We start from the raw sequence: 26,596 nt of genomic DNA on the forward strand, positions 1-26,596 counted from the left end.
CCGGCAGGTTACGTCCGGCGTTCGCCTTCGGATTCGCCGTCCTGGTCGCCGCTGGTACCTGCGCTGCCGTGCTGCGGCGTGGATTCGCCGGGTCCGGCTTCGTGGTTCTCGGCGGCGGCAGGCTCGTCATGACCCGGAGCAGTTGTGGCGCCGGCATCCGCGACGGAGCCTTCGGTGGCTTCCTGACCCGGCTCGGCAACGGCCGTTGCCGGCTTGGCACGCTTGACGCTGATCCGGTCGATGACCAGGAACAGCAGCGATCCGATCAGGATGCCGGCCAGTGCGAACAGCACGGCCAGGAAGGCGAAGATCGTGCCGCGGGTGAAATCGGGGTTCTCCGGACCGGTGTAGGCGGAGATGGCGGCAGCAACGACGCCCAACACGGCCCAGATGAGGACGAAGGGGACGAACCTGGGCGCCCGGCGGACGGTGACGTCCCGACGTTCCGGATCAGCCTGCCGGTTGTCGCGGGCCGGTTCTTGCTCAGCAGTCATGCGTTCCAGCCTACCGGGCGAAGAGCGGCAGCCTATCCGCCAGTTCGGCCCGCAGGCCGGAGGCAGCCACCTTGCCCTTGGCGACGGCGCTGTCCCAGCCCAGTGCCCCCGTCACCAGGGCCAGCCAGGTGGCGGGATCGGTTTCCACCACGTTCGGGGGAGTCCCGCGGGTGTGCCGCGGGCCTTCGATGCACTGCGCGACGCCGAACGGCGGCACCCGCACTTCCACGCTGTTGCCGGGAGCGCGCTCGGAGAGTTCTTCCAAGGCATACCGCACCGCCGTGGCAGTGGTCTTTCGGTCGGTGGCCCCCGCCCGCCACGCAGCCAAGGCGGCATTGCCGTCTGCCGCCGCGATCCGGCGTCGTACTCCCATGGTTGGTTCTCCGGCTCAGTCCAGCAGGGCGACCATGGGCGGTGCCAGCCGGAGCCGGCCGACAGGCTGGCCGCCGCCGAGTACCGGCTTGACCACTTCCTCCAGCACCGGTCCGACCTTGTCTACGTCGATCGCGTCGCAGGCTGCCAGCAGGGTCAGCGCGATCAGCGAGCCGGCGCGGGAACTGCCGTCCAGGATCTTCACGGCTACCGAAACCCCGGTCTGCGTCCCCATCACCATCACGCCTTCGGCGCCGGACTTGGCGATGATCTCCAGTTCCTCCATCACCACGGTGTTCTCCTGGCCGCGGCCGTGGACCGCCCAGGGGTAGTCCAGCATGGCGGTGGCGATGGTGGCCGCCCGGGCATCGGCGTTCTTGTCCGCCGGGGCTTTGGCAAGCTTGCCGACGGCGCGGGCGAGGCCGGTCAGGGACAGCGCCGGGGCCGGGGCACCACACCCGTCGACCGCGATGTGCTCGATTTTCTCTTCGGCGTACTCCTCGAGAACTTCCATGACCCGGCGCTGGATCGGGTGGTTCGGCTCCAGGTAGCTGCGGGTGTTCCAGCCGTTCTCCGTGCAGGCCCACAGGAAGGCGGCGTGCTTGCCGGAACAGTTGAAAGCCAGCCGCTGCTGTCCGCGTTCGGTGCGGACCAGCCAGCCGCGCGCCTGTTCGTCCTGCGGCCAGGCCGGCGGGCAGCGCAGATCCGCGTCGGTCAGGCCGGCGGCCTTGAGCATGCCTTCCACCACGTCCATGTGCTCGAGCGATCCCACGTGGCTGGCGCAGGCCAGGGCCACCTGGTCGCCGCGAAGCGGGACGCCGGATTGCATCGCGGCCAGGGCTTGAAAGGGCTTGAGCGCGGAGCGCGGGAAGATCGGGGCGGTGATGTCGCCGAGTTCGGTCACCACGGTGCCGTCCGCGGCCATCACGACGGCGGAGCCCAAGTGGCGGGATTCGATGAAACCGTTGCGTTCAACGACCGCCAGTTCCACGGCGTCCGCAGCTTTGAATGTCTCGGGCATGGACTTAGTTTAGGTCCGGCGCAACAACTTCGAGGCTCCGCCCCGCGCCAAGTAGGCTAGTTCTTTGTGAAGGTACTTGTGATCGGCCCCGGTGGCCGCGAGCACGCAATAATCCGTTCCCTGTTGGCCGATCCGTTTGTGACCGAAGTCCACGCCGCCCCGGGCAACGCCGGCATCGCGCAGATCGTCCCCACCCACCCGGTGGACGCCAGCGACCCGGCAGCGGTCACCGCGCTGGCCCAGCGGCTGGAATCTGACCTGGTGGTGGTGGGCCCGGAGGCACCGCTGGCCGCCGGAGTGGCGGACCCGCTGCGCGCGGCCGGGATCCCGGTGTTCGGTCCCAGCAAGGAAGCCGCCCGGCTGGAGGGCTCCAAGGCCTTTGCCAAGCAGGTCATGGCCGCGGCGAACGTGCCCACCGCGATGGCGCATGTGGCCACCAACGCCCAGGAAGCGGCCGAGGCGCTCGATGCGTTCGGCGCGCCGTACGTGGTCAAGGACGACGGACTGGCTGCCGGCAAGGGCGTGGTGGTGACCGGGGACCGGGACGCCGCGCTGGCCCACGCCCAGGCGTGCTTCGACGCCGGCGGCTCCGTGGTGATCGAGGAATTCCTGGACGGCCCGGAAGTCTCCTTGTTTGTGATTTCCGACGGCGAACGCGCCATTCCGCTGGTGCCCGCGCAGGACTTCAAGCGGATTTTCGACGGAGACGAAGGCCCGAACACCGGCGGCATGGGCGCCTACACTCCGCTGTCCTGGCTGCCGCCCGGATTCGTCGATGAGGTCATGGACCGCGTGGCGCTGCCGACGATCCGCGAGATGGCCAACCGCGGCACACCGTTCGTCGGCGTGTTGTTCTGCGGCCTGGCTGTCACCCGGCGTGGCGTGCGCGTGATCGAGTTCAACGCCCGCTTCGGCGACCCGGAAACCCAAGCCGTGCTGGCCCGGCTGCGCACGCCGCTGGGCGGACTGCTGCTGGCCGCGGCCAAGGGGGAATTGGACGACGCCGAACAGTTGGTGTGGTCCAAACGGTCCGCGGTGGCGGTGGTGCTGGCCTCGGAGAATTACCCGGGAACGCCGCGCACCGGCGACCGGATCCGCGGGCTGAAGAAGGCCAACGCCCTGGAGGACGTGCATGTGATCCACGCCGGAACGGCGCTGGACGAGAACGGCAAGGTGACCAGCGCCGGCGGGCGGGTGCTCGCCGTCGTCGCTTTGGGCGAAGATCTGGTGGAAGCCCGCGAACGGGCGTACGAAGGCATCGGCGCCATCGGGCTCGAGGGGTCGCAGTTCCGCAGCGACATCGCCCTGCTGGCCGCCCAGGACGCCATCACCGTGCCGGTGCCGGCGACGCACGCCCTGCCCCAGGCCGAAGCACAGAGAGACTGAGGATCGCCATGGCATTCGCCCCCGACGTGCTGGAACTGCCCGGCTGGAAGCATGTCTACTCCGGGAAGGTCCGCGACCTGTACGTCCCGGCCGTGTCCCAGCAGGTGGAGACCTCCAGCGAGGACATTGCCGCCGAAGGCCTGCTGGACCAGCGCAACGACACCGTCCTGGTGGTGGCAAGCGACCGGATCAGCGCCTTCGACCACGTGCTGTCCAGCGAGATTCCGGACAAGGGCCGGGTCCTCACGCAGCTGAGCCTCTGGTGGTTCGAACAGCTCTCGGCGGGCGACAGCCCGGTGGCCCACCATGTGGTGTCCACGGATGTGCCCGAAGCCGTGGCCGGGCGCGCGATGATCTGCAAGAAACTGGACATGTTCCCGGTGGAATGCATTGCCCGTGGCTACCTGACCGGCTCCGGTCTTGAGGAATACCGGCAGAGCCAGACCGTGTGCGAGCTTCCACTGCCCGCGGGCCTGGTGGATGGCTCGCGGCTGGAGCCTGCCATCTTCACCCCGTCGGCCAAAGCCGAGGTGGGTGAGCACGACGAGAACATCACTTACGACGCGGTGGTCCAGACCGTGGGGGCGGAGACCGCCGGCCGGCTGCGTGAGCTGACCCTGAAGATCTACACCCGCGCCGAGGAGATTGCGCGCGGACGCGGAATCATTCTGGCGGACACCAAGGTGGAGTTCGGGATCGATCCGACGACGGGGGACATCACGCTGGGCGACGAGGTGCTGACCCCTGACTCCTCCCGGTTCTGGGATGCGGAAACGTACGAACCCGGCAAGGCGCAGCCATCCTTCGACAAGCAGTTCGTGCGCGACTGGCTGACTTCGCCGGCCTCCGGCTGGGACCGGAAGTCGGACACCCCGCCGCCGGCGCTGCCCGAGGAGATCGTGCAGAAGACCCGGGCCCGCTACGTGGAAGCCTACGAGCGGCTCACTGGCCGGACGTTCGCCTGACCGGAAGGAAAGTCCGGCCGGTTGGCGGGCCGGCTTCCGGGTAGCGGCCGGCAGCCCGTTCGGCCTCCGTGAGGCGGGCAGCAGCTTCGGCGACGGCCGTGGGGTAGGCGCTGGCACCGCCGTCGTCATCAGGACCGAGGGAGCGCAGCGCGTCCGCGTGTTTCATGGCCCGGAGCATGGCCGCAGTGTGTGGCCGTGATACGTCCGACATGTCCGGGTAATCGATGGCCAAGGCCGGATCCAGTTCATACGCCAGCCAGCGGACGCGGATGGCATCGTGGCGGGCAGCGGCCTCATGCCAGCCGCGGGTGTCCTGGTAGCGGACGGCAGCGGCCGCCCTGCGGGTAATCCGCCAGACGGCGGGGGCCGCGCAGCCGGCGGCCAGCAGCAGCCAGAGCGGCACGGCCGCCGGGAAGAGCACCGCGGCGGCGAGCACCACGGTCAAGGCGCAGCAGAGCCCGGAAAAGCAGTACCAGAATGCCGTGTCCGCGTCAGGGGAGCGGCGCAGGCCGCGTTCGACCGTGTACGAGGTCACCGAAACCACAGCCGCCAGCACCACGGTGGCCACGGCCAGCTGCGCGAACTCTGCGAGGAACATCTGCACCCCTGGGGGACGGAGTTACCTCTATTCCAGTACGGGCGCGGCCTCCAGTCAATGGCGAGGGCTGCCGGGTGCCCCGTTCAAAACGGCAGGTCGAGGGAGGCTAGAGCCTTCGCTCCCAGGTATCGGACTAACGGCCCATGTCTTGCGGGGCTGGCAGCGCCCTGACCTGCGGTTTCTTTCGGTGCCCTCCCCTAAACATGGGAGCGAACGGCCCAGTGCCCGTGGATCAGCCCTCGGTGCGGCCGATCACGTCATCCAACTGCCGGTGCATCAGTGACTGCGGCATCGTGCTGATCAACGACCGCTGGAGTTTCTGCTTCCACGGCTTCTGCTGGCGGGCCATCGCCGCCATCTTGCGCGATTTGCCGACGACCTTGGCGGTATGCGGAGCACGCACCCGTTCGTAGCTGCGCAGGGCCGTGGTGATGTTCCAATCGGCGGCCAGCGCATCGGCCAGCGCGACGGCGTCCTCGAGCGCCTGGCCCGCGCCCTGGCCGAGGAACGGCAACATGGGATGCGCGGCGTCGCCCACCAAGGTGGCATGGCTGCCGGACCAGGCCCGGACCGGCTTCCGATCGAAGAGCTCGTGGGCCATGATGTCCTGGCTCTTGGTGGCGAGGATGACAGCCCGGACGGCCGGGTGCCAGTGTTCGAAGCGCTGCAGGGCCAGCGTGCGCCAGAGGACGTCCCCGTTCTGCGCCAACGCTGCGTTCGGCATGGTGGCATACCAGTAGATCTGCCCGCCGGGCAGCGGCACCATGCCGAAGACCTCTCCGTTGCCCCACGATTCGCCCCACGGGAGCCAGTCCGGATCAAGGTCGCCGATGGGGCAGACCGCACGCATCGCGGTGATCCCGGAGGAGCGCGGCGCTCCGTCGCCCACCAGATCGTGGCGGACCAGCGAGCGCAGGCCGTCGGCGCCGATCACCAGGTCGGCGTGCATGCTGCCGCCATTGTTCAGCGTGACCGTTCCGCCATGCGCATCGCGGCGGAACTTTACGGCCTGCAGGCCCAGATGAACGGTGTTCACATACAGCGAGTCGTTCAGCAGCGTAGTGAGGTCCGAGCGGTGGATCGCCCGCAGCGGGTGGCCGTACCGGTGGCGCAGGTCATCGCTGCTGAAGCTGGCCAGCACGTTGCCGAACTGGTCATGGGAGCTGCCGCCGACCGGAAGCGAGGCATCTTGGAAGGCGGCGAGCAGGCCGAGGCGGTCCAGGGCGCGCGTTCCGTTGGCCCAGATGGTGAGTCCGGTGCCCATCGGCTGAAGCGTTCCGGAGCGTTCGACCACATGGACTTTCCAGCCGGTTCGCTGCAAAGCCCGCGCAGTGGCGAGCCCGGCGATTCCGGCCCCTACGATGAGCGCCGAGCGCTGCTGTGAAGCCATGGGTCCATACTTCCCGCTTTAGGGGCGGCTTCACAACTTCCCGGCGGTACAAACTCGGCGCGGGAGCGGAAAAGCAAGAACTCCCGCTGCTCGGATGAGCAGCGGGAGTTCTTCTCTATGGTCGGGGTGACAGGATTTGAACCTGCGACCTCGTCGTCCCGAACGACGCGCGCTACCAAGCTGCGCCACACCCCGATACCGGTGCCCCGCCGTCGTCTTGATGACCGCGAAAGCAACTGTTCAAGGATAGCGGAGACAGGTCCGAAACGAGAAATCGGCGTCCGGCTGCCTGCCCGGATCAGATCAGCGAATCCTTCCACGCGGCGTGCAGCTGTGCGAAGCGGCCGCTGCCGGCGATCAGCTCCGCCGGGGACCCGTCCTCCACCACCTGGCCGTCATGGACCACCAGCACGCGGTCGGCAATCTCCACCGTGGACAGCCGGTGCGCGATGATCAGCGCGGTGCGGTTGCCGAGCAACGTCTGCAGGCCTTCCTGGACCTGGCGCTCGCTCGGAACGTCCAGCGATGCGGTGGCCTCATCAAGGATCAACACGGCGGGATCCGCCAGGAAGGCCCTGGCGAAGGAGACCAGTTGCCGCTGCCCGGCCGAGACGCGGCCGCCGCGCTTGTTGACGTCGGTGTCATAGCCTTCCGGCAGGGACAGGATGAACTCGTGTGCGCCGACCGCCCGGGCGGCATCTTCGATTTGCCTGCGGCTGGCCTCCGGGTTGCCCAGGGCGATGTTCTCCGCGACGCTGCCGCTGAACAGGAACGCCTCCTGCGTGACCATCACGACGGCGCGGCGCAGGTCCTCATTGGACAGCTGCCGCAGCTCGACCCCGTCCAGGGTGAGCGATCCCGAGGTCAGGTCATAGAAGCGGGCGATCAGTTTGGCGACCGTGGACTTGCCGGCTCCGGTCTGCCCGACGACGGCGACGGTCTGGCCGGCGGGGATATCCAGATTCAGGTGCGGCAGCACCACCCGTCCGTCGCCGTAACCGAAAACCGCGTTGCGGAATTGGATGGCGCCCCGGGCGTTCCCGAGCGGGACAGGGCTGGCCGGGGGAACCACCGTGGGTTCTTCCTCCAGCAGCCCGGAGACCTTTTCCAGCGCCGACGACGCGGACTGGAACGAGCTGTAGAACATGGCGATCTGCTCGGTGGGGCGGAAAACCTGTTTGGTAGCCAGCAGCACCGCCACCAGCGTGCCGATGGCAAGGTCGCCGTCCAGCACGCGGAAGCCGCCGATCAGCAGCACCGCAGCGACCGTGAGATTCCCGATGCCGTTCAACGCAGGCTGGAGCACGCCGAAATACCTGATGTTCCGAAGCGTGGCGCGGCGGTAGTCGCCGGCCAGTTCATCGAACCGGGCGGCGTTGTCCCGCTCGCGGCGGAAGGCCTTGACCGCGCGGATGCCGGTCATCGTCTCCACGAAGTGCACGATCAGCCGGGCCGAGACCACGCGGGACGCACGGTTGGCCAGCTCCGAACCCTTCTGGTACCACCGGGTGACGAAGGCGATGGGGATGGCGGCGACCAGGATGATCAATCCGCTCTTCCAGTCCAGTCCCACGATGCTGATGGCGGTGAAGACCATGAACATCACGCCGGAGGTCAGCTGGGTGACGCCGTTGTCCAGCAGCTCCCGCAGTGCCTCCAGGTCCGAGGTCTGCCGGGAGATGATCCGGCCGGACGTGTAGGTTTCGTGGAACTCCAAGCTCAACCGCTGGGTGTGCCGGAATACCCGGACGCGCAGGGCCAGCAGCATGGCCTGGCTGAGCCGGGCGGTCACGTAGGTGTAGGCGGCCAACAGCGAGCCACCGGCAATGGCGATGGCCGCGTAGGCTGCGCCGACCAGTACCAGCGGGGCAGCATCCCCGCCGGTCAGGGCGGGCAGGGCATTGTTGATGCCGAAGGCCACCAGCACGGGCCCGGCGGCGCGGGCGGCATTGCTGACCACCACCAGCACCACCGACAGTGCGAACAGCCACTTGTGCGGGGAGACCAGTTCGCCCAACAGACGCAGCGAGCGCCGGCGGACGGCTTTGCGGTCGGCCTTGTCCAGGTTGATGTTGTCTTCGCCGGCGACCCCGGTCATGGAACTCATCGGGATTCCTTACGCGTCCAGGACGTCTTCGACGGAGGGTTCGGCGGCCACAGCCAGCGAAGCGATCACGTAGCGGTAGTGTTCGTTGGTCCGCAGCAGCTCGGAGTGGCTGCCGACGGCGGCTATGCGGCCGTCCTGCAGCAAGGCCACGCGGTCCGCCAGCGCCACGGTTGAAGGCCGGTGGGCCACAATCAGGGTGGTTGTGCCCTGCAGTTCTTGGCGCAGTCGCTGCGTCACCGCCTCTTCGGTCCGCACATCGAGGGCGGACAGCGGGTCGTCCAGGACCAGCACCGCCGGCCGGGCCGCGATGGCCCGGGCCAGTGCGATCCGCTGCCGCTGCCCGCCGGACAGGCTCAGGCCTTCCTCGCCGATCTTTGTCTCCACGCCGTGCGGCAGATCGTAGGCGAACTCGGCCTGCGCCACCTCCAGAGCGCGGGCCAGTACACCCTCAGGGTTGTCGTCGCCGGGCCGGGCACCCAGCAGCACGTTCTCCCGGACCGACGTGGAGAACAGCGTGGAGTCTTCGAAGGCCACCGACACGTGGCTGCGCAGGTCGGTGAGCGGGAAGCGGCGGATGTCCGTCCCGTCCAGCAGCACGGCCCCGGCGGAAACGTCGTACAGCCGGGGGACCAGTTGCAGCAGCGTGCTTTTGCCGGAGCCGGTCACGCCCACCAGCGCCATGGTTTCGCCGGGGCGCACGTGCAGGTTCACGCCGTCCAGTACCGGCGACGTGCCCGGAGCGGCGTCCGGATACCGAAAGACCACGCCGTCCAGGCGCAGGTCTCCGCGGACCGTGCCCGACGGCTGCGGGTCTTCCGGATCCGTGATGGTGTTTTCCGTATCCATCACATCGAAATGCCGGTCCAGCGCAGTCTTGGCCGTCAGCGTCATGCCCATCAGGGACCCGATGGCTTCCACCGGCCCGGCCACCACCGCAGCGGTGGCAAAGAAGGCAACCAACTCGCCCACGCTCATGTGTCCGCCGGCTACTTGAATGATGCCGATGACCAGGGCGGCGCCCAGCACCAGGTCCGGCAGCGAAACAACCGTGGCCAGGAACTTGGACAGCGTGCGGGCCTTGGCCAGTTCGGTTTGGCGCAGTTCTTCCGCCTGCCCGTGGAAATTGTCCAGCGCGTATTTGCCCCGGCCGAAGGCCTTGAGCACGCGGATGCCGTGCACCGATTCCTCCACGGTGGTAGCCAGGTCACCGGCCTGGTCCTGGCTGAGCCGCGAGGAGGCACCAAATGAGGTGCGGAAGCGGAACCCTTGCCAGACCAGCGGTACGGCGGCAACCAGGAAGATGAGCCCCAGCAGTTGGTTCAGCGCGAACATCAACGCCAGACCCACGGCTACCGTCACGAAGGAGACCACCAGCATCATCGATCCGAACGCCAGCCAGCGGCGGATCAGGCCGAGATCGGCCATGGCCCGGGACAGCAGTTGGCCCGACCCCCACCGGTCGTGGAAGGCGGCCGGCAGGTGCTGCACATGCTTGTAGAGACGGGTGCGCATGCCCATCTCCACATCCGTGGCCGGCGCGATGGCGAAAACCCGTCGCAGGTATACCAAGCCCGCTTCGGCCAATCCCAGCGCGGCAATGACGACGGCGGGGCCCCAGACTTCGGAGGGACTGCCACCGGTGTGGATGGTGTCAACGAGACCGCGGAGCACCTGCGGGATGGCCAATGCCACGAGGCTGGCACCGAGGGCGCTCAAGAATCCCAGCATTAGGCGGGGAAGGATGGGCCGGACATAGTCCTTGAGCCTGGCGATGGAGCGCCAGAGGGATAGCTCAGTCATTTCGTCGATTCATCGCCAGGGGTTTCGTCACGCGGCGTGCTTGATCTACCGCGTCAACCATCCTAGCGAGCGGTGCGAGGGCGCGGTCACCTTGAATGGGTCACGGGATCGCACATTCCGTGTGCCGTGATTGCTAGTCTTGCCGAAACCGTTCAGCAGGGGGAGTGCATGGATCTGGCCGAAGCTTTCAGCAGCCTGGAGACGGCTGCCTTCTGGGTGCTTTTCCCGCTGTTGAGGATGCTGGCGGTGCTGCTGCTGGCACTGCGGAAACGGGCAGGCTGGCTGGTGCTGCTGATCGAACCTGTCCTGTCCATGGTCCTGATGGTGGCGGGCGGTGGATTCAGTTTCGGGGTCCTGCTGCTGCCTGCCATCGTCGCTTACGGCTGGTGGCGGTGGCGCAAACGGGCGGCGGACGGGCGGCCGCCGGTGCATGCCGTCACACGCCGGGACGGCGTTGCGGCGGCAGTGTTTGTGGCGCTGGTTCTGGTGTTCTACGGCATCGAGGTTGTGCCGATGATGGTCGTGCACATGACGGACGTTGCGGCAATCGTGCACACGCTGCTGGTCAACGCGCTCACCATGCTGTTGTACTTCGGTCTGGCGCGCGGGGTGGTTGAGGCGTGGTGGCTCGGAATCGCCCTGGCGCTCATGGGGCTGGGCAATGTGGTCGTGGGCCGGGGCTCGATGGGCTTTGACAACCCCGTCTGGCTGCTGGAGGGGTTGGCTCTCACGGGGCTGAACGCGCTGCTGCACTTCTACGGCTGGGCCAAGTGGCGGGCCGCCAGCAAGGAGACGGCTGTCGCCGCCGAATAAACCGGGGTGCGTAAGGCGCACGGTTCCTCCGTCTGGCGCTAGTCGCTTGCCGTTTGCTGTTTGAGCGCGCCTGACGCCGCCTGCTGCCCTGCCATCTGCGCGCGCGACGCTGCCTACCGCAAGCTCCCAATCGCCTGCCCCCGCCGCTTGCCACCAGGCTCTCCATCGCCTGCCGCTAGCCCTTTGCCGTTTGGGCGTGCCTGCGGCCACCTGCTGCCGCCGCCTACCGCCCGCTCCCCATCGCCTTCCGCTTGTCTTCTACGCTGTGGGATCTCACTATCCCTACACATTGGGCTGTTTTGATGGCGGGTCGAAAGTGTGTACGAATAAAATTGTGGTATGGCGCTCGCACCGTTGGACCGGACCGGAGAGATGGAGGAATCCCTCTCCGGCGTGCGTGCGCTGCTGCAGGATATCGCCGCCCGTTTCACCGCCGAGTCCGGGGCGCTGAGCACCCGGGAACTGGCCAACACGGTAGCAGCGGTCGAGGACGTTTCTAAGATTGTGGAGTTCCTGCAGGCCGCCGGCGCCCACGCGGTGGAGCGTGCCGACATCGCCGCGAACGGAGAAACCGCAGCCACCACCACCAGCACCCTTGCTGGCACGCCTGATGCCGGCGAGGCGGGGTGGGCGGACCCGGCCGCGGCGATCAGTGCCGGCTCCGGAAACGACCCCGGCGGTGCGGGTCAGAAACGGCAGCGGCGGCGGAAGACCGAGTTCCGGAACAACGCCGAGTACCTGCGCTCGAGGCTGGGGATCAGCATCATCGAAGCGCGGCGCCGACTACGGGTCGGCAAAGCGGTGACCGCGCCGGTGCGGTTCGACGGCGAACCCGGCACCCCGGCCCTGCCGGTACTGGCCGAGGCGATGGCCGCCGGGGAAATCAGCGGCGACGCCGCGGCCCTGGTCACCGACTCCATCGGCCGTGCCCGCCACGCCGCGCCCGATGCCGGGACGTTGGAGGCGATGGAAGCGTCGCTGGTCCGGCAGGCCGCCGAGACCGACACGGACACGCTGGCGATGGTCGCCAAGACCTGGGAGACAGCGGTCGACCAGGACGGTGCCGAGCCCTCGGAGGAGGAACTGCGGTCCCGGCAGGGCATGTTCTACCGCGGACGCCGGCGCGGGCTGCACCAGTTCGTCATCAACACCACCGACGACCAATACGAAGCCCTCGCCACCGTGATGAACAGCGCCGCGAACCCCCGCATCCAATCCGACGCCATCGAAACCGCCGCCACCCCGGCCAGCAGCAACCCGCGCGAGAGCGGGGCCACCGACGCAGGCCAGCACGGGGACGGCACCCCGGCCGCCGTCACTATCGGCAACGCCGGGCACGCTGGACCCACGGAGACCGGGACCGGTATTGCGGTGGCTGGAACCGAAGACGACCGCCGCACCGAGACGGGCTCCGCATCGCCCACACCCGTGCCAGTAGAAGATGGCGATCTTGCGGAGGCAGAGTCAGCTAGTGGCGTGCTGGGTCCGGCCGTCTTGGAAGGATTGGATGATTTCACGAGGGCGCAGAAGCTGCTGGCCGGGCTGGTCGGTGCCTGCCGGATCGCGCTGAACACCGGCCGGCTCCCGGACTCCGGCGGGCACCGCACCCAGGTCATGGTCACCGCCGGCTACGAACAACTCGCCGGGTTGCTCACCGGCGGCGGCAACGCGGTGTTCAACGGCCCGGTCTCGGCCAAAACGGTGCGGCGGATGGCCTGCGACGCCGAGATCATCCCCGCGATCCTGGGCTCAAAGGGCGAAGTCCTGGACCTGGGCCGGTCGCAACGGTTCTTCAACCGGGCGATCCGCCGGGCACTGCTCATCCGGGACAAAGGCTGCGCGTTCCCGGGCTGCACCATGCCCGCGTTCTGGACCGAAGCGCACCACATCGTGCCCTGGTGGGCCGGCGGCCGCACCGAGGTCAACAACGGCGTCTGCCTCTGCGGACTCCACCACGACCTGATCGAGCAAGGCAACTGGAACATCACCGTCCGCGACGGCATCCCCTGGTTCACCCCGCCCGACTACATCGACCCCGACCGCCAACCCCTGCGCAACACCTACTGGCAAACCCACATCCCACCCCAACCACTCCGCACGGACTGAAAGATCCGGAACCGCTCCGCGGTAGAACGCAGCATGGGGTGCAGCGGTTGATCACACTGCGCTCGTCCGGTTGGCTGTGGCGGCTTTACCCGGTGCCCGGGGCGCAACCAACGCTGTACGTTTCAGCCGAGCCGAAGACTTGGGGGTGTGACGTCGCCGGCGGAGGCAGCGGGTGTTAGCGTCAGCAGCACCGCCTCCGGGCGGCAGGCGAATCGGATCGGAGCCAGCCGGGATGTTCCCAGGCCTGCCGAGACATTCAGCGGCACGCTGCGTCCCTGGTGCTCCCAGTAGGTCAGGCCCCGCGCGCGCCAAGCCGGCAGATCGCAATTGGTGATCAAGGCCCCGTAACCGGGAATGCACACTTGGCCTCCGTGCGTATGTCCCGCCAGGATCAGGTCGGCGCCACCGGCGGTGAACTGATCCAGCACGCGCTGGTACGGTGCGTGGGCGACGCCGATGCGTAGATGGGCGGCGCTGTCCGCGGAGCTGGATCCGTTGGGAAAACCGACGTACCGGTCCCGCTGCAGGTGCGGATCGTCCACCCCGGTGAAGTCCAAACGCACTCGGCCCACCACGATCGACTGGTTCCGGTTGGTCAAATCGATCCAGCCGGCGGTGCCGAAGGCTGCGTGCATTTCGCGCCACGGCAGCTCCCGTGAACCGTAATCCTTGGGCTGTTTCGACGGTCCCGTGAGATAGGAGAGCGGATTCTTCAGAACCGGTGCGTAGTAGTCGTTGGAACCCGGAACGAAAACACCAGGCACGTCCATTAGCCGAGCCAGCGAGTCCAGCAGGGGTTTCACGGCCTGGCGGTGGCTGAGGTTGTCGCCGGTGTTAACCACCAAATCAGGTTCCAGCGCCGCCAACCGCGGCAGCCACTTCTGCTTGAGCAACTGTCCGGGCGCCATGTGGATATCGGACAGGTGCAGGATCTTCAGCGGCCGCTGCCCGGCAGGCAGGATCTGCAGCGTTTCCTCGCGCAGCCCGAAGAGGTTCCGCTCGATGGCAGAGCCGTAAACGAACGCGGCCCCGCCCGCGGCAGCGGCCCCAAGGGCCAGCTTGCCTGCGGTGCGGAGCCGTGCTCGCAGCGCTTCAGCGTCCACGGTCAGTCGTCGTTCCCGTTGCGGTTGCCATTGCCGCCGCCATTATCGGAGCCGCCTCCGTTGCCGTTGTCCGAGCCGCCGGAGTCGTTGTCGGAGTCGCCTGAATCATTGTCGCCGCTATTGCCGGAATCCGAGTTCTTCTTGTCATCCGTCTCGACCTTCTTGGGCTGCGGCGGATACAGCATGCTGCTGGGTGCTGACCCGAAGCCTCCGGTTTGGTACAGACCGGCGACCTTCTCCATGTAGTCGGTCCACTGGCTGCCGGCGATGGTGGCGCCGTCAACGTAGCTGCGGGTCACGCCGTTGATCGGGAGGTTGTTGATCGACTTGTACGCGTGCGGGTTGCCCACCCAGGAAGCAGTGGAGATGCCCTTGGTGTAGCCGACGGTCCAGGTGTACTCGGACTTGTCCGTGGTACCCGTCTTCGCGGCGGAGGGAACACCGATCGGGTGGATTCCGCCGAGCCGCAGGTTGACCAGGTTCTCCAGCGGGACGCTGATGGCAGCGGCGACGTCTTCGGAGATGGCCCGATCACAGGACTTCTTCGGGACCTTGTACTTGTTGCCCGCGGCGTCCGTGACGGAGGCCAGCGCGATCGGCTTGCAGTACACGCCGCCGTTGGCAAAGGCGGCAAACGAGGCAGCCATCGTCATCGGGGACACGTTGGTCGTACCGATGATGAAGGACGGATGCTCGATGCTGATCGGTTCCTTGTCCGTGGCCGTGCGCACGCCGAGCCGGGTTGCCGCGTCCTGGATGTCGCACAGATCCAACTGAGCGGCCATCGCAGCGGTGGCGGAGTTGATCGACCAGGTCAGGCCCTGGCTGGCGGTCATCGTGCGCTCGTAGCCGGGCAGCGCGTTTTGGAAGTCCCACTCGCTGAACCAGGCGTCCGGCGGGAGGCAGCTGGCCTGCCAGTTGTACTGCGCCGGGTACATGGTGCGGCGCGCATCTACCGACGCGTTCAGCGCCTTGCCCGCTTCCAGCCAGGCGATGGTGGTGTAGGGCTTCATGGTGGAGCCGGGCTGCCAGCCGTTGCCGCCGCCCATGTCTGCGTCCACGTTGTAGTTCAGCTCCGTGTTGGCTGCGCCATCTTCCGGGCTGTATTTGGTGTTCTGAGCCATCATCAGGATCTTGCCGGTGCCCGGCTCAACCGAAACCATGGAGGAACCGACGCCGGACTTATCGCCCTGCGGGACTTCCTGCTCGATCTGCTTCTGGGCTTCCTTCTGGAGGCGGGAGTCCAGCGTGGTCTTAATGGTCAGGCCGCCGCGGGCCAGCAGCTTGGCGCGCTCGGTAGCGTCCGCTCCGAAGGCGTCCGACTGCATGATCGCGTGCTGGACGTAGCTGCAGAAGTAGTCGGCGAAGTTGGCCGCTACGCAGCCGGAACGCACCGGCTTGAGGTTCAGGTCCAGGTCGGTGGCGACGGCTTCGTCGTATTCGGCCTTGGTGATCTTGTCCGCGTTGAGCATGGCGGCCAGCACGGTGTTGCGCCGTTCCAGCGTGGCCTCCGGGTTGTTCACCGGGTTGAAGTAGTTGGGCGACTGCACCATCCCGGCCAGCATGGCGGACTGCGGAATGGTGAGCTTCGCGGCGGAAACGCCGAAGAACGTCTTGGCGGCAGCTTCAATCCCGTACACCTGGCCGCTGAACAGCACAATGTTCAGGTAGCCCTGCAGGATCTCTTCCTTGCTGAATTCCTTTTCGACGGCGATGGCCAGCTTCGCCTCGCGGAGCTTGTCGCCGATGTCCTTGGTGCCGCTGATGGTGAGCTCGTCGGCGCCCTTGCCCGCTGAAGCGCCGGCGTCGATCAGCACGTTGTTCACGTACTGCATGGTCAACGTCGAGGCGCCCTGCAGGTCGCCGCCCGCCAAGTTGGTCACCGCGGCACGCATGATGCCCTGCGGGTCAATGCCGTTGTGCTCGTAGAAGCGCACATCCTCGATGGAGGTGATGGCGTCCTGCATATGCGGGGAAACCTTGTCCAGGCTGACCGGCACACGGTTTTCGGCGTAGAACGTCGCGATCAGCTTGCCGTCGGCGGAGAGGATCCGCGACGGCTGGGACAGCGGCTGCGTCTGCAGTTCGTCAGGCAGCTGGTCGAAGTACTCGATCGATGACGTTGCTCCGACACCGGCTACGGCAGCGGCCGGCACAAGCAGGCCTGCTGCCAGGACGCCGCAGAGCGCACTGATCCCCAGGAAGCCAACAATCTTGCCTAGGGTGGTCGCAGTGTCGAAGAAGGGTGATTTGCGAGCGGGCATGGGGTCCACTTTACAAGCAAGCGCTAGGCTTTGACTCATGACCAAATGGGAATACGCGACAATTCCGCTCATTATCCACGCTACCAAGCAGATTCTTGATCAGTGGGGCGACGACGGCTGGGAGCTCGTCCAGGTCATCCCGGGCCCGAACGGGACCAACCCGGTTGCCTACTTGAAGCGGGAGAAGCAGTAGCCATGAGCGAAACGACCGAAGCCCGGATGTCCGTCGTCGAAGAACGGCTCGCCGGACTGGGCCTGTCTGTGCCGGAGGTCGCAGCTCCGGTGGCCGCCTACGTGCCGGCGGTAGTCACCGGAAACTACGTCTACACCTCCGGGCAGCTGCCGTTTGTGCAGGGCGAACTGCCGGCCGTGGGCAAGGTGGGCGACGGCGCCGGCCTGGTCAGCGCCGACGAGGCCAAGAAGCTGGCTGCGACGGCCGCGGTGAATGCGCTGGCAGCCGTCAAGAGCGTGATCGGCGACTTGGACCGGATCACCCGGATCGTCAAAGTCGTCGGTTTTGTTGCCTCCGATCCTTCCTTCACTGGCCAGCCGGGCGTGATTAACGGGGCGTCCGAACTGCTGGGACAGGTCCTCGGCGACGCTGGCGCGCACGCGCGCTCCGCCGTCGGGGTGGCAGTGCTGCCCTTGGATTCGCCGGTTGAGGTAGAACTGATTGCCGAATTCAGCTAGTCCGCTTCGGGAGGAGCAGCGGCTGTTCCCGCTGCCTCCTGACCAGCTGGGCGCCGCCCACAGCTGGTTCGAGCACGGGGAACGCACGCCGCGGAAGCCGCGCCTTGCGTCCTCCGTGGTCCTGGTCAGGGACGGGGCGGCCGGTACCGAAACCTACCTCGGCTACCGGTCGGGCTCCTCTCCTCTGGGCACGGTGGCGTTTCCCGGCGGCAGCCTGGATGATGCCGACGGCGAGCCCGTCACCTGGTTCGGGCCGTCTCCGGCCAAATGGGCCGAGAGCATGGGGATCAGCGACCATCGCATCGCCCAGGCCCATGTGATGGCCGCGATCCGCGAGCTGTTCGAGGAAACCGGCGTGCTGCTGGCTGGCCCGGACGAGTCCAGCCTGCCGGAATCCACCTCCGGCGCGGACTGGATGCGCACCCGCGAGGCGGTGGCCGGGCAGGAGAAGACCTTCGCCGAGGCCCTTGCCCGGCGCGGGCTGGGCGTGCGCACTGATTTGCTCAAGCCGCTGTCCAACTGGCTGAGCCCGGACTTCGCCCACCGCCGGTTCGACACGCGCTACTTCTCCGCCGCCCAGCCGGCCACCCAAAGGCCTTCCCTGTTGGAGAGCAAGGGCGTTTGGGCTGAGTGGCTGCCGGCGCAGGAGCTGTTGGCGGGGCGGGACACCACGGCGTTGGGCGATGCGGTGGACCAACCGGATACGAGGGGGCTCACCTTCAGTGAAGTGACGTCGCCCGCGGTGGAGATCATCGTGGAGAAGATCGCGTCGGCCCGCGGCTGCATCGCCTACCTGTCCCACAAGCGCCCGCAGCGCAGCTACCATCCGGAGCTGGTGCTGGTGGACGGTGTACCGATGCTGCAGGTGGTGGCCAGCGCCGCTGCCGAAGGCGGGGCCGTCCAGCGGGGGCGCTGAGCCCGCTATCACCACAGCCATCCACGGACGACGGCGGGGGCCCACCTACAGGTGAGCCCCCGCCGTCGTACTTTTTCCGTGGAGAATCAGCGGGAACGCTGGCGCAGACGCTGGATGTCCAGGATGACCACGGCGCGTGCTTCCAGGCGCAGCCAGCCGCGCTGGACGAACTCGGCCAGCGCCTTGTTCACCGTTTCACGGGAAGCGCCCACCAGCTGGGCCAGCTCTTCCTGGGTCAGCTCGTGCGCCACCAGGATGCCGTCCGTAGCCGGGCGGCCGAAGCGGTCGGCCAGGTCCAGCAGGGCCTTGGCAACACGGCCCGGGACGTCGGAGAAGACCAGGTCGGCCAGCGAATCGTTGGTGCGGCGGAGGCGGCGGGCCAGGGCCTGCAGCAGCTGCGCCGAAACCTCGGGTCGGGTCTCCAGCAGGCCGCGGAGGTTCTCGTTCTTCAGCCCGGCCAGGCGGGTTTCGGAAACTGCCGTCGCGGAGGTGCTGCGCGGGCTCGGGTCGAACAGGGCCATCTCGCCGAAAAGCTCGCCCGGGCCGAGGATGGCTACCAGGTTTTCGCGGCCGTCGTTGGCGGTGCGCCCGAGCTTGATCTTGCCGGAGACGATGAAATAGAGCTGGTCGCCTTGGTCACCTTCGCGGAACACCGAAGCGCCGCGGGACAGGTCGACCTCGGTCAACTCGTCGGTCAGCGCTGCAAACACGTCGTCGTCAAGGGTGGCAAAAAGAGGTGCGCGGCGAAGGATCTCTACGTCCATGAATTCTCCAATTTAGTACTGTTCGGCGTGTGTCAGGCTGCTCGCCCGTGGGAGCACTGGCTACCATTTTGCCGTATGTAAAGCGTTTGTGACATCTTCCACAAGGCTTTTCGCTCCCAGAGGACGGGAAAACCGGCGGCATCATGGGCCGCGCAGCATCTACCGGAGTGGTCAACGGTCAGGCTGCCGGAATAATTCCCACAGGTGGACGGCTTAGACTAGTGCACATCCGACCGCTACGGAGAATGTGTGATTTTCGGCCTGACCATCTTGGACATCGTCCTCCTTCTGATCCTCTTGTCCTACCTGGTTTCCGGCCTGCGCAAGGGGTTTGTGGTCACGCTCGGCGGCATCGTGGGCATCGTGGCCGGAGCCGTCGCTGCCTTCTTCGCGATCCCGCTGGTCAGCCAGTGGGTGCCGGACAGCGGATGGCGGCTCTCCGCAACCATCGCCGTGGCGGTGTTGTTGGTGGTGCTGGGCCATGCCCTCGGATCGGGGATCGGCGCCGGCATCAGGCGGCGGATGGATTTCCCCCCGCTGCGGCCGGTGGACCGTTTGCTGGGCGGGGCGATGAACCTCGCCGTGACGGCGCTGGTGGTCTCCATGCTGGCGTTCAGCCTGGGCACCATGGGTGTGCCTTTCGTCTCCCAGCAGATTGCCTCCTCCAAGGTGATCGCCGCCATCGACCACCTGACCCCGAACCCGGTGAAGGCCTGGGCGGCCCAAGTGCGTTCCGTCGTGGTGGCGGATGGCATCCCGATGGTGCTGGACCCGCAGGCACCGGCCGAACCGGCGCAGGTTCCCGACACCAGCACGGACACCGCGGCGCTGAATGAAGCGTCGGCATCGGTGCTGCGGATTGCCGGAACGGCCTTCCAGTGCGGACAGAACCAGACGGGGTCGGGTTTTGCAGTGGCACCGGACCGTGTGCTGACCAACGCGCACGTAGTGGCCGGCGTCAATGAACCGGTGGTGGAGATCCCGGACGGACGGGTGCTGCCGGGACGAGTGGTGTTCTTTGACGCTGTGCGTGACCTGGCCGTACTGGCCGTGGACGGCTTGAACGTGCGGCCGCTGCCCTTGGGCGGGGAACTGTCCGACGGCGACTTTGCCGCCTTCCAGGGCTACCCCGCCGGTGGCCCGTTCCAGAGCAACCCGGCCACAGTCCAGGGCCGTTCCCAGGTGCTGGTCCAGAATATCTACGGTGCGGACCCGTCCTCGCTTGAGGTGTACACCTTGGCCGCGGACGTGAAGCAAGGCAACTCCGGCGGACCCCTGCTGGACGCCGACGGCAACGTTGCCGGTGTGGTGTTCGCCAAGTCCACGCAGAACGTGCCGGTGGGCTACGCGCTGACGCTGGCGGAGGTCCAGCCGGTGGTGGACGCGGCATCCGGCTACCAGGAGACCATCTCCGCCGGCCAGTGCGTGACCCGCTAAGCGCTTTCCGGCGGGAGCCAGTCCAGGAACTGGCCATGCGGACCCGTAGTGGCGACCGGCCGCCCGTTGTGGGAGAGCAGGAAGCGGCCCCGCTGCGTCCGGTCATCCAGACCCGGGACGCCGGAGCAGTCGGTAGGCATCGGCATGACGCCCGGGCCTTCATTCGCCAGCCAATGCACGCCCCGGTCCCGGATGAGCCCGTCAATAATGGTGCGGAACCGCAGTCGGTCAGGCTCCGGCAGGTAGGCCAGCACCGCTGAGTGGAGCACGACGACGACCGCATCCTGGGGTGCTTGGGAGACGAGTTCGGGAAGCAGTTGGTTCAGGTCGCCGGCCACCAGGCGAGGCGGATCGCGTCGGGCTACCTCGACGGCCCGGCGCAACCGGCGGACACGAAACTCCTGGCCGGGCCAGATCAATGCCTCCAGCCAGGCAACGTCACCGGCGGCTGTCACGTCCAAAGGGTTCAGGTCGATCCCGGCGCGCCAGCTGACGTCGGGCAGCGACGTCGGCAGCGGAGGGTTGCCCGAGGTCGCGCAGGCCAGGATGGGAGGCTCCGGCGCGGTCCCGTCGGCCGGTGGAGCACCGCTGTTTCGTGACCCGGCTCCGGCGGAAGGCGCGGTCTGTGGCGCGATGATCGCTCCGCCGTCGTACTGATAGCGGTAGCGGTCCGGATAGAGCACCAGGCCGGCCGAGGCGCCCACTTCGATCAGAGCCAGCGGCTTCGCCTCGGCCGTGGCGATGGCGGCCAGGGACGGCAGGAGGACGGCGCAACGGCCGGGCTCGTTGGTCTGGGTGGATCGGGCCAGGGCCACGGCACGGACCGCATCCCCATGGGACAACAGGAACCTGCGGAAGCCGGCGTAGTCGGGGGTGCCGACGCCGAGCGAGCGGGCTGCAGCAAGGACCAGATTGGGCTGGCGTTTCGCCGGCGGGAGGGCGTTGATCAAGTCCAGGACCTCGGGGTCTTGGCTGATGCCCAAGGTCCACTCGACGTAGGTCTCGGATTGGCCCGCGGCCTCATACAATCCGAAGTTCCGGTACCAGCCAGCCGTCTCCACGCGCTATCCCGCTACAGGACCTCGGCGAGGTATTCGACCGCCAACCGGTAGCCGGTGATGCCGGCGCCCGCGATCACCGCGTCGGCAACGCCGGAAATGTAGGAGTGGTGGCGGAATTGTTCGCGCTTGTGGATGTTGGTGATGTGCACTTCCACCACCGGCAGCGCCACACCGGAGAGGGCATCGCGGAGGGCCACGGAGGTGTGGCTGTAGCCGCCCGGGTTGATGATGATCGCATCGGCCGTGTCCCGGGCCGCGTGGACCGCATCGATCAGCGCGCCTTCATGGTTGGACTGGACGCACTCGGCGGTCCAGCCGTGCGCCGTCGCGGCCTCAGTGGCCAGCTTCTCCACATCCGCCAGGGTGGCCGTGCCGTACACCTGGGGCTCGCGGGTGCCGAGCAGGTTCAGGTTCGGGCCGTTGAGTACCAGGACGCGGCGGGATGCGGGGGTGTCTGCTGTCATGCCTTTACTATGCCTCAATCGCGAAGCCGGCGATTTTCCTGTTACGCGCGATTCCACGCGGTTGTCTTCGCCCATAGGCCGGAGGCGCCCGCCACTACTGGCAGCGGGCGCCTCCGACCTATGGATTGTGGCTCGGCGTCAGCCCTTCAGCGAGGCGGCGATCTGCTGCATCACGGTGTTGTCGGCCAGGGTGGTGGCGTCGCCGACTTCACGTCCTTCCGCGACGTCCTTGAGGAGCCTGCGCATGATCTTGCCGGAGCGGGTCTTGGGCAGTTCCGGTACCACCAGGATGGTGCGCGGTTTGGCGATCGGGCCGATCTCCTTGCCCACGTGGTTGCGCAGTGTGGCGACGATGTCCGGGTCTGTGACCGCGTTCCCGCGCAGGATGACGAAGGCGACGACGGCTTCGCCGGTGGTTTCGTCCTTGGCGCCGACCACGGCGGCTTCGGCGACCGCGGGATGGGACACGAGCGCGGATTCGATCTCGGTGGTGGAGAGCCGGTGGCCGGAGACGTTCATGACGTCGTCCACCCGGCCGAGCAGCCAGATGTCGCCGTCGTCGTCCTTCTTGGCGCCGTCGCCGGCAAAGTACATGTTCTCGAACCGGGACCAGTAGGTTTCCTTGAACCGCTCCGGGTCGCCCCAGATGCCGCGCAGCATGGCCGGCCACGGCTCGCGGACCACCAGGTAGCCGCCGTGCCCGTCCGGGACGGAGGCGCCGAGTTCGTCGACCACGTCCACGGCGATGCCCGGCACGGCGACCTGCGCGGAGCCGGGTTTGGTGGCGGTGACGCCCGGCAACGGGGCGATCATGTGCGCGCCGGTCTCGGTCTGCCACCAGGTGTCCACGATCGGAGCCTTGTCGCCGCCGATGACGCGGCGGTACCACATCCAGGCTTCCGGGTTGATGGGTTCGCCCACGGAGCCGAGGACGCGGATGGACGACAGGTCGAACTTGGCCGGGATGTCCTCGCCCCACTTCATCATGGTGCGGATCGCGGTCGGCGCGGTGTAGAGGATGGAGACCTTGTACTTTTCCACGATCTCCCACCAGCGGCCCTGGTGCGGCGAATCGGGGGTGCCCTCGTACATGACCTGCGTGGCGCCGTTGATCAGCGGGGCGTAGGTGACGTAGGAGTGGCCGGTGACCCAGCCGATGTCAGCGGTGCACCAGAACACGTCGGTTTCCGGTTTCAGGTCGAAGACCACCTTGTGGGTGTAGGCGGTCTGCGTGAGGTAGCCGCCGGTGGTGTGCAGGATGCCCTTCGGCTTTCCGGTGGTGCCGGAGGTGTAGAGGATGAACAGCGGGTGCTCGGAGTCGTGCGGCACCGGGCTGTGTTCCGCGGAGGCGGTCTCCACGGTGTCCGCCCACCACTGGTCGCGGCCCTCGTGCCAGTCCACCGGCTCGCCGTTGCGCTTGACCACCACCACGTTGGACACGGTGTGCCCGGGGGCGGAAAGAGCCTCGTCCACGGCCGGCTTGAGCGGGGAGGGCTTGCCGCGGCGCCAGGTGCCGTCGGCGGTCACCACCAGTTTCGCCTCTGCGTCATCAATCCGGGACCGCAGCGCATCGGCGGAGAAACCGCCGAAGACCACCGAGTGCACGGCGCCGATCCGCGCGCAGGCCAGCATGGTGATCACCGCTTCCGGGATCATCGGCAGGTAGACGGCCACCCGGTCGCCCTTGGCCACGCCGAGGGATTCGAACGCGTTGGCGGCCTTCTTCACCTCTTCGGTCAGCTGCGCGTACGTGTAGCTGCGGGTGTCGCCGGGTTCGCCCTCGAAATGGATCGCCACCCGGTCGCCCAGACCGTTCTCCACGTGCCGGTCCAGCGCGTTATAGGCAGCGTTCAGCTCGCCGCCCACGAACCATTTGGCGAAGGGCGCCTCGGACCAGTCCAGGGCCTGGCTGAAGTCCTTGTCCCAGGACAGGACCGCGCGGGCCTGCTGGGCCCAGAAAGCCGGACGGTCGGCCTCGGCTTCCGCGTAAACACCCGGCTTGGCCACCGCTGCCGCCGCGAATTCAGCGCTCGGCGCAAACTTGCGGTTCTCTTGGAGCAGGTTCTCCAAGGCATCGCCGGCGGCGGTGGAAGTCTGCGTTCCGTTGGCTTCAGACATAAGAAGGCCCCTTCGTTTTGCTGCGGTCGTTGGCGTGCGCCCGCTTCGGTTGGCCGGGCGCATCTGCTGCTTTTCAGCCTAATCCTTTGTTCGCCTTCCGCAGTGTCGGCCGTCACAAAGCTCGATGCAAAAGGTCTTGAATCTGCGCTGAACGGCACAAGTCAGTGCGTTCGACGGCGGTGATCCGGCTAGTGAAGGGTTGGTTCCTTGACTACGCTGAGACCAGCGCCAGAACGTTGCACGCGGGCCCGGCCCGCTCTGCAACCGCAACGACCCGGAGGAACGACGATGTCACAGAGCTCCCAGACCCACGCCACGGCAGGAACCGCGGTGGCCGGCCCCTTCACCGCGCGAGACCTGGTGGTGGGCGCCGGCATCGTTCTGCTGTTCCTGTCCTCGGTGTTGCCTCTTGAAGTCATCCGGGGCATCGGGGTGAACTTGTGGAATTCGGCCGGGCTGTTCCAGCTGGCACTGGGCATCCTGCTGCCGGCGGTGGTACTGGTGCTCTTTGTGGTGCGCCGCCTGGCACCGCAAACGCCGCTGCGGATCGGCTCCCTGTCGGTTGATCAATTCGCCTCGGTGGTGGCCTCACTGGCCCTGGCCTTCTACTTCCTGACCATCGTCACCGTCTACAGCGTCAGCGGAGTCATTGGCTTCATCGGCGCGCTGGTCCTCTTCGCCGGGACCGTCTGCGGACGCTGGATCCCGCAATTGGCCGCAGATTTCGCGGGCCGTCCCGAGATGCCGGCCCACCCGGTGGCGCGGGATGCCGTTCCGGCCGCCCCCAAGCCGAAGGCCGCGAAGCCTGCCGCCCAGCGTCCCGGCGCACCGTACGGCACGGAAGGGGGAGAGCCCGCCACACACGATCAGGCGGTCCAGGGCGGTACAACCGGTGGCTATCGAGCCACAGCCCCGGCTGCAGCCGGCTGGGACCGAGGCAGCGCGCAGCAGCCGGGCACCGGCCAGTTTGCCGCGCCATCCGGCAACGGGGCAGCCGGCTTTGCGGGTGCTGCCGCAGCCGTGCAAGCCACGCAAGAGCGGGAAACTGCCGACGGAGCCTCGACCGATGCCGCTGGGCGGGAGACCGCAGCCACCCCGGTCGGAGTGCAGCAGGCAACAGACCTCGAAGCCGACGACTCCGTCGCGCCCGGTGCCGCAGACGGGGAGGCCGTCGGCATCCCGGTAACGGAAGACTCGAGCGCATCCGCAACCACGCGGGCAGCTACCCTCGCCGCTGACGGTGTGGCCCGCGACGTGGGGTACTCCGCCAAAACGGTGGTGGGAAGCCCTGACCCGTCCGGCGCAGGCCAATCGGTTCCGGAGACAGCCGGAGCTGGCGTCGCCGAGACCCAGAATCCCGGCGACACCGTGGCACAGGCCCGGACCGGTGAACCGCCGGCCGAGACGGCGGTTCCTGCCGGCGGAGCGCTCGGTGGGGCGGCCGCCGCTGCTGAGCCAGCCGGGGCCGGCGAGACTGCGGCTGCTGCCGAGCCAACCGCAGCCCGGACAGGCACGGCTGCCACTGGCGAAGCATCAGCTCGAACCGGCGCGACTCGTGCGGACGCCGTCCCGGAAGCGGCCACCGCGGCCATGCCGTCCGTCGCAGCGAACGGTGCCGACCGCGACCCCGCCAAGGCTGCCTCGGCGTCGTCTCCGATCAGCGCGACGCGTGATGCCTACGACGAAGCCGAGGAGGAGTACGAAGCCTTCTGGTTCGCCGTCGGACGCACCCGCCCGGTCTTGGACGAGAACACCGGCCAGGTCATGTTTACCGTCGAACCCGGCTCATGGATCCTTGCGCTGCAGGACCGGGGGGACGAATTCCTGGTCCAGCACACGGACGGGCGCGTGGGCGTCCTGAGGGACCTGACGAACATTGAGCGTGCCTAACAAGGCGCCGGCTACCCGCCGGCGCAAGACCGAGGAATCCCTGCTGGCACGAAAACGCCGGGCACGTCGGATCAACAAGGAGCTCGCCGAACACTACCCCTACGCGGTGGCCGAGCTTGATTTCCGCAATCCTTTCGAGCTGCTGGTGGCAACCATCCTCTCCGCGCAGACCACCGACGTCCGGGTCAACATGACCACGCCGGTGCTCTTCGCACGCTATCCGGATGCCCGCGCACTGGCCGAGGCAGATGAGGCGGAACTGCAGGAGCTGATCAAACCCACCGGATTCTTCCGGGCCAAAAGCCAGAGCCTGCTCAAGATGGCCGGCCAGGTCGTCGACGAATTCGACGGCGAGGTCCCGGGCAACCTCGAAGACCTGGTCAAGCTCGCCGGCGTCGGGCGCAAGACCGCCAACGTGGTACTCGGCAATGCCTTCGGCATCCCGGGGATCACCGTGGACACGCACTTCCTCAGGCTGTCGCGCCGTTTCGGCTGGACCGATTCCACCGACGCCGTCAAGGTGGAATTCGACGTTGCGGAACTGTTCGAACCCAAGGACTGGACCATGCTCTCGCACCATGTGGTTTTCCACGGCCGCCGGGTGTGCCATGCCCGCAAGCCGGCCTGCGGTGCCTGCCCGGTGGCCCAATGGTGCCCGTCCTACGGTGAAGGGGAAGTCGATCCTGAGAAGGCCAGGAAATTGCTGAAGTACGAATTGGCGCCGGGGCGTGAGGAACTTCTGGCCCGGATGATGGCCGGTGAGACCCGCCAGGAGCTTCGCGCCGCAGGTTTTCCGCTGGGAGCCTGACCGTGAGCGCCAAAAAGGATTTGCAGCGG

At 67.4% G+C, this 26,596-nt stretch carries 23 protein-coding genes and 1 tRNA gene; 10 read left to right on the forward strand and 14 right to left on the reverse strand.

The features are described 5' to 3' along the window. Positions 1 to 8 precede the first annotated feature (8 nt). The 3 genes from E4J89_RS19550 to E4J89_RS08990 are packed head-to-tail and all read right to left on the reverse strand — an operon-like array spanning position 9 to position 1,887. Positions 9 to 494, reverse strand: a complete 486-nt coding sequence (locus tag E4J89_RS19550; RefSeq protein ID WP_205754445.1) for a tripartite tricarboxylate transporter TctB family protein — start codon at positions 492 to 494, stop codon at positions 9 to 11. 10 nt (positions 495 to 504) lie between these two features. Further along, positions 505 to 867 carry a sterol carrier family protein gene (locus E4J89_RS08985; RefSeq protein WP_136785787.1) on the reverse strand — a complete coding sequence of 121 codons (363 nt, stop codon included), beginning with the start codon at positions 865 to 867 and terminating at the stop codon, positions 505 to 507. A 15-nt stretch (positions 868 to 882) separates the two neighbouring features. Next, entirely contained in the window at positions 883 to 1,887 is a 1,005-nt protein-coding gene (locus E4J89_RS08990) for an asparaginase (RefSeq protein WP_136785788.1), read from the reverse strand. Positions 1,888 to 1,953: 66 nt separating this feature from the next. Here E4J89_RS08990 and purD point away from each other — a divergent pair, with 66 nt between their 5' ends. Both purD and E4J89_RS09000 read left to right on the forward strand, forming a co-directional pair. Continuing rightward, the gene (gene purD / locus E4J89_RS08995; protein WP_136785789.1) at positions 1,954 to 3,273 is read left to right on the forward strand and encodes a phosphoribosylamine--glycine ligase; all 1,320 of its coding nucleotides are present in this window, start codon (positions 1,954 to 1,956) and stop codon (positions 3,271 to 3,273) included. Between the two features lie 8 nt (positions 3,274 to 3,281). After that, the gene (locus tag E4J89_RS09000) at positions 3,282 to 4,238 is read left to right on the forward strand and encodes a phosphoribosylaminoimidazolesuccinocarboxamide synthase (RefSeq protein ID WP_136785790.1); all 957 of its coding nucleotides are present in this window, start codon (positions 3,282 to 3,284) and stop codon (positions 4,236 to 4,238) included. Here E4J89_RS09000 and E4J89_RS09005 read toward each other — a convergent pair. The 5 genes from E4J89_RS09005 to E4J89_RS09025 form a co-directional block, all read right to left on the reverse strand. Beyond that, entirely contained in the window at positions 4,216 to 4,836 is a 621-nt protein-coding gene (locus E4J89_RS09005; protein WP_136785791.1) for a hypothetical protein, read from the reverse strand. The genes E4J89_RS09000 and E4J89_RS09005 overlap by 23 nt on opposite strands. A gap of 232 nt (positions 4,837 to 5,068) precedes the next feature. After that, positions 5,069 to 6,226: an FAD-dependent oxidoreductase gene (locus tag E4J89_RS09010; protein WP_136785792.1), complete on the reverse strand. Its 1,158-nt coding sequence runs from the start codon at positions 6,224 to 6,226 to the stop codon at positions 5,069 to 5,071. Between the two features lie 118 nt (positions 6,227 to 6,344). Continuing rightward, positions 6,345 to 6,421: transfer RNA gene (locus E4J89_RS09015), tRNA-Pro, on the reverse strand. A 103-nt stretch (positions 6,422 to 6,524) separates the two neighbouring features. Beyond that, on the reverse strand, positions 6,525 to 8,333 hold the full coding sequence (locus tag E4J89_RS09020) for an ABC transporter ATP-binding protein (protein WP_136785793.1): 1,809 nt from the start codon (positions 8,331 to 8,333) through the stop codon (positions 6,525 to 6,527). A gap of 9 nt (positions 8,334 to 8,342) precedes the next feature. Beyond that, entirely contained in the window at positions 8,343 to 10,133 is a 1,791-nt protein-coding gene (locus E4J89_RS09025) for an ABC transporter ATP-binding protein (RefSeq protein WP_136785794.1), read from the reverse strand. A 168-nt stretch (positions 10,134 to 10,301) separates the two neighbouring features. Here E4J89_RS09025 and E4J89_RS09030 point away from each other — a divergent pair, with 168 nt between their 5' ends. Then, positions 10,302 to 10,946: a nicotinamide mononucleotide transporter gene (locus E4J89_RS09030; RefSeq protein ID WP_136785795.1), complete on the forward strand. Its 645-nt coding sequence runs from the start codon at positions 10,302 to 10,304 to the stop codon at positions 10,944 to 10,946. Between the two features lie 339 nt (positions 10,947 to 11,285). Beyond that, entirely contained in the window at positions 11,286 to 13,052 is a 1,767-nt protein-coding gene (locus E4J89_RS09035; RefSeq protein WP_136785796.1) for an HNH endonuclease signature motif containing protein, read from the forward strand. Positions 13,053 to 13,174: 122 nt separating this feature from the next. Here the strand turns inward: E4J89_RS09035 and E4J89_RS09040 are convergent, their stop codons facing one another. After that, complete coding sequence (locus E4J89_RS09040; RefSeq protein ID WP_136785797.1) at positions 13,175 to 14,155, reverse strand: metallophosphoesterase; 981 nt, start codon at positions 14,153 to 14,155, stop codon at positions 13,175 to 13,177. Between the two features lie 2 nt (positions 14,156 to 14,157). Next, positions 14,158 to 16,419 carry a transglycosylase domain-containing protein gene (locus E4J89_RS09045; protein ID WP_169303952.1) on the reverse strand — a complete coding sequence of 754 codons (2,262 nt, stop codon included), beginning with the start codon at positions 16,417 to 16,419 and terminating at the stop codon, positions 14,158 to 14,160. Positions 16,420 to 16,456: 37 nt separating this feature from the next. On the opposite strand from E4J89_RS09045, the gene E4J89_RS09050 reads away from it, so the two are divergent. From E4J89_RS09050 to E4J89_RS09060, 3 genes are read left to right on the forward strand one after another with little or no spacing between them, the layout of a single operon-like run. Further along, positions 16,457 to 16,612, forward strand: a complete 156-nt coding sequence (locus E4J89_RS09050) for a DUF4177 domain-containing protein (RefSeq protein WP_136785798.1) — start codon at positions 16,457 to 16,459, stop codon at positions 16,610 to 16,612. Between the two features lie 2 nt (positions 16,613 to 16,614). Then, complete coding sequence (locus tag E4J89_RS09055; RefSeq protein ID WP_136785799.1) at positions 16,615 to 17,109, forward strand: RidA family protein; 495 nt, start codon at positions 16,615 to 16,617, stop codon at positions 17,107 to 17,109. Further along, a complete protein-coding gene (locus E4J89_RS09060; protein ID WP_136785800.1) occupies positions 17,093 to 18,025 on the forward strand; it encodes an NUDIX hydrolase in 933 nt (310 codons plus the stop codon). Before E4J89_RS09055 ends, E4J89_RS09060 begins: the two co-directional genes overlap by 17 nt. A gap of 86 nt (positions 18,026 to 18,111) precedes the next feature. Here the strand turns inward: E4J89_RS09060 and E4J89_RS09065 are convergent, their stop codons facing one another. Further along, positions 18,112 to 18,789, reverse strand: a complete 678-nt coding sequence (locus E4J89_RS09065; RefSeq protein ID WP_127512919.1) for a Crp/Fnr family transcriptional regulator — start codon at positions 18,787 to 18,789, stop codon at positions 18,112 to 18,114. A gap of 252 nt (positions 18,790 to 19,041) precedes the next feature. On the opposite strand from E4J89_RS09065, the gene E4J89_RS09070 reads away from it, so the two are divergent. After that, positions 19,042 to 20,226 (forward strand): MarP family serine protease, encoded by a 1,185-nt coding sequence (locus E4J89_RS09070; protein WP_136785888.1) that lies wholly within the window; start codon positions 19,042 to 19,044, stop codon positions 20,224 to 20,226. Here E4J89_RS09070 and E4J89_RS09075 read toward each other — a convergent pair. The 3 genes from E4J89_RS09075 to acs form a co-directional block, all read right to left on the reverse strand. Further along, complete coding sequence (locus E4J89_RS09075) at positions 20,223 to 21,287, reverse strand: DUF2332 domain-containing protein (RefSeq protein WP_136785801.1); 1,065 nt, start codon at positions 21,285 to 21,287, stop codon at positions 20,223 to 20,225. The two genes, E4J89_RS09070 and E4J89_RS09075, sit on opposite strands and share 4 nt — an antisense overlap. A gap of 11 nt (positions 21,288 to 21,298) precedes the next feature. Then, on the reverse strand, positions 21,299 to 21,751 hold the full coding sequence (gene aroQ, locus E4J89_RS09080; RefSeq protein ID WP_136785802.1) for a type II 3-dehydroquinate dehydratase: 453 nt from the start codon (positions 21,749 to 21,751) through the stop codon (positions 21,299 to 21,301). 138 nt (positions 21,752 to 21,889) lie between these two features. After that, entirely contained in the window at positions 21,890 to 23,869 is a 1,980-nt protein-coding gene (gene acs, locus E4J89_RS09085; protein ID WP_136785803.1) for an acetate--CoA ligase, read from the reverse strand. Positions 23,870 to 24,157: 288 nt separating this feature from the next. Here acs and E4J89_RS09090 point away from each other — a divergent pair, with 288 nt between their 5' ends. Both E4J89_RS09090 and nth read left to right on the forward strand, forming a co-directional pair. Next, positions 24,158 to 25,759, forward strand: a complete 1,602-nt coding sequence (locus tag E4J89_RS09090) for a hypothetical protein (protein WP_136785804.1) — start codon at positions 24,158 to 24,160, stop codon at positions 25,757 to 25,759. Beyond that, positions 25,752 to 26,567 (forward strand): endonuclease III, encoded by an 816-nt coding sequence (nth, locus tag E4J89_RS09095; protein WP_240691811.1) that lies wholly within the window; start codon positions 25,752 to 25,754, stop codon positions 26,565 to 26,567. Before E4J89_RS09090 ends, nth begins: the two co-directional genes overlap by 8 nt. Positions 26,568 to 26,596: the final 29 nt, after the last annotated feature.

Origin of the sequence: Arthrobacter sp. CAU 1506, assembly GCF_005047635.1 — a bacterium.
Lineage (GTDB): Bacteria > Actinomycetota > Actinomycetes > Actinomycetales > Micrococcaceae > Crystallibacter.

What these genes read in the sequence shown, in the direction of transcription:
- E4J89_RS09055 (WP_136785799.1), top strand. Translation starts at nt 16,615, where the DNA reads ATGAGCGAAACGACCGAAGCCCGGATGTCCGTCGTCGAAGAACGGCTC.
- aroQ (WP_136785802.1), bottom strand. Translation starts at nt 21,751, where the DNA reads ATGACAGCAGACACCCCCGCATCCCGCCGCGTCCTGGTACTCAACGGC.
- E4J89_RS09090 (WP_136785804.1), top strand. Translation starts at nt 24,158, where the DNA reads ATGTCACAGAGCTCCCAGACCCACGCCACGGCAGGAACCGCGGTGGCC.
- E4J89_RS08985 (WP_136785787.1), bottom strand. Translation starts at nt 867, where the DNA reads ATGGGAGTACGACGCCGGATCGCGGCGGCAGACGGCAATGCCGCCTTG.
- E4J89_RS09010 (WP_136785792.1), bottom strand. Translation starts at nt 6,226, where the DNA reads ATGGCTTCACAGCAGCGCTCGGCGCTCATCGTAGGGGCCGGAATCGCC.
- E4J89_RS09005 (WP_136785791.1), bottom strand. Translation starts at nt 4,836, where the DNA reads ATGTTCCTCGCAGAGTTCGCGCAGCTGGCCGTGGCCACCGTGGTGCTG.
- E4J89_RS09035 (WP_136785796.1), top strand. Translation starts at nt 11,286, where the DNA reads ATGGCGCTCGCACCGTTGGACCGGACCGGAGAGATGGAGGAATCCCTC.
- acs (WP_136785803.1), bottom strand. Translation starts at nt 23,869, where the DNA reads ATGTCTGAAGCCAACGGAACGCAGACTTCCACCGCCGCCGGCGATGCC.
- E4J89_RS08990 (WP_136785788.1), bottom strand. Translation starts at nt 1,887, where the DNA reads ATGCCCGAGACATTCAAAGCTGCGGACGCCGTGGAACTGGCGGTCGTT.
- E4J89_RS09020 (WP_136785793.1), bottom strand. Translation starts at nt 8,333, where the DNA reads ATGAGTTCCATGACCGGGGTCGCCGGCGAAGACAACATCAACCTGGAC.
- E4J89_RS09000 (WP_136785790.1), top strand. Translation starts at nt 3,282, where the DNA reads ATGGCATTCGCCCCCGACGTGCTGGAACTGCCCGGCTGGAAGCATGTC.
- E4J89_RS09030 (WP_136785795.1), top strand. Translation starts at nt 10,302, where the DNA reads ATGGATCTGGCCGAAGCTTTCAGCAGCCTGGAGACGGCTGCCTTCTGG.
- E4J89_RS09050 (WP_136785798.1), top strand. Translation starts at nt 16,457, where the DNA reads ATGACCAAATGGGAATACGCGACAATTCCGCTCATTATCCACGCTACC.
- E4J89_RS09065 (WP_127512919.1), bottom strand. Translation starts at nt 18,789, where the DNA reads ATGGACGTAGAGATCCTTCGCCGCGCACCTCTTTTTGCCACCCTTGAC.
- E4J89_RS09045 (WP_169303952.1), bottom strand. Translation starts at nt 16,419, where the DNA reads ATGCCCGCTCGCAAATCACCCTTCTTCGACACTGCGACCACCCTAGGC.
- E4J89_RS19550 (WP_205754445.1), bottom strand. Translation starts at nt 494, where the DNA reads ATGACTGCTGAGCAAGAACCGGCCCGCGACAACCGGCAGGCTGATCCG.
- E4J89_RS09025 (WP_136785794.1), bottom strand. Translation starts at nt 10,133, where the DNA reads ATGACTGAGCTATCCCTCTGGCGCTCCATCGCCAGGCTCAAGGACTAT.